Source organism: Streptomyces sp. CBMA123 (genome assembly GCF_014596465.1).
Taxonomy (GTDB): domain Bacteria; phylum Actinomycetota; class Actinomycetes; order Streptomycetales; family Streptomycetaceae; genus Kitasatospora.
In genome coordinates this window covers 1-1541 of record NZ_MECK01000477.1, presented here as the reverse complement: position 1 = coordinate 1541, position 1541 = coordinate 1, and the positions used below count along the sequence as shown (strand labels likewise).

Sequence of the window (1541 nt, the reverse complement as noted above, 5' to 3'; positions counted from 1 at the left end):
CCCGCAGCAGCAGGCCCCGCAGGGCCAGCCGGGCCAGCCGGGCCAGCCGGGCCAGCCGGGCCAGCCGGGCCAGCCGGGCCAGCCGGGCCAGGGTGACGCGCCCTGGCGCCCGTCCGCGAACGACGAGCGCTGGCGCCGGGCCGAGCAGGTCCGCGAGCCGTCGACCAGCGGTGTCACCATGTCCGGTCTCCCCCGGCGGACCCCGCAGGCCAACCTGGTCTCCGGCACCGCCGAGGCCTCCCCGCTGACCGGTCCCCAGGTCTCCCGCGCCCCCGAGGAAGTCCGCGGCCGGCTGACCAACCTGCGCCGCGGCATCCAGCAGGGCCGCCGGGCCGGGGCCGAGCAGGCCGCCAACCAGCCGGGCTTCCAGCATGGTGCCCAGCAGCCCGGATTCGATAGTTTCGGTGGCCGGAGCGACGGCAACGGCGCAGATCACCAGGAGCGTTGAGTTGAACCAGATGAGCCAGGCCGCACAGAACCTGAACTGGCTGATCACCAACTTCGTGGACAACACCCCCGGGGTGTCCCACACCGTGGTGGTCTCCGCGGACGGCCTCCTGCTGTGCATGTCGGAAGGCTTCCCGCGCGACCGCGCCGACCAGCTCGCCGCCGTCGCCTCCGGCCTCACCTCCCTCACCTCCGGCGCCAGCCGGATCTTCGAAGGCGGCGAGGTCAACCAGACCGTCGTCGAGATGGAGCGCGGCTTCCTCTTCCTCATGGCCGTCAGTGACGGCTCCGCCCTCGCCGTCCTCGCCGCACCCGACTCCGACATCGGCCTCGTCGGCTACGAGATGGCCCTGCTCGTCGACCGGGCCGGCGCCGTCCTCACCCCCGCACTCCGCGCGGAACTCCAGGGCAGTCTCCTGCACTGACCGGAACCGACACGGATCACCCACCGTTCCACCCCGCACCGGGTCCGACCCGACCGGTCCCGGCGCACCACCCTCAGCTACCCTCAGGCAGCTGATCCCGCCTCAGCTGGCATCGCCCCAGCTGGAACCGGCTGCCCAAGGCTGCAGCACAAGGAGGACCCATGACCCCGCCCTCGACACCCGCCGGCTCGTACGGCAACGGGTACGGCAGCGGCTACGGCGGGCAGCAGTCCGACGGCTACGAGCAGCAGCCGCTGGTCCGCCCGTACGCGATGACCGGCGGCCGGACCCGGCCCCGGTACCAGCTCGCGATCGAGGCCCTGATCTCGACCACGGGCTCGGCCGAGCGCACCACCGGGCTGCTGCCCGAGCACGCGCGGATCGTCAACCTCTGCCGTGAGGTCAAGTCCATCGCGGAGATCTCCGCACTGGCCGGCGTGCCGCTCGGTGTGGCCCGCATCCTCGTGGCCGACCTGGCCGAGGCCGGTCTCGTCGCCATCCACCAGCCCGCCGCCGCGGGCGAGTCGGGCGGAACGCCCGATGTCACGCTGCTCGAAAGGGTCCTCAGTGGACTTCGCAAGCTCTAACGCGGCCGCCCCCACCCGCGCCACCACCTCCGCGAAGATCGTCATCGCGGGCGGCTTCGGCGTCGGCAAGACCACGCTCGTC

Annotated in this window: 2 protein-coding genes and 2 pseudogenes; all 4 read left to right on the top strand. The window is 72.9% G+C overall.

All coding sequences use genetic code 11. The annotated features are described in order from the left end of the window. Nucleotides 1-448: pseudogene (locus BG452_RS46345) on the top strand (hypothetical protein); the annotation flags it as partial. 10 nt (nucleotides 449-458) lie between these two features. Further along, complete coding sequence (locus tag BG452_RS34585; protein WP_030248297.1) at nucleotides 459-872, top strand: roadblock/LC7 domain-containing protein; 414 nt, start codon at nucleotides 459-461, stop codon at nucleotides 870-872. A 161-nt stretch (nucleotides 873-1033) separates the two neighbouring features. After that, a complete protein-coding gene (locus BG452_RS34580; RefSeq protein ID WP_188308299.1) occupies nucleotides 1034-1459 on the top strand; it encodes a DUF742 domain-containing protein in 426 nt (141 codons plus the stop codon). Beyond that, a pseudogene (locus BG452_RS47890) lies at nucleotides 1440-1541 on the top strand (ATP-binding protein); the annotation flags it as partial. The gene BG452_RS34580 and the pseudogene BG452_RS47890, both read left to right, overlap by 20 nt.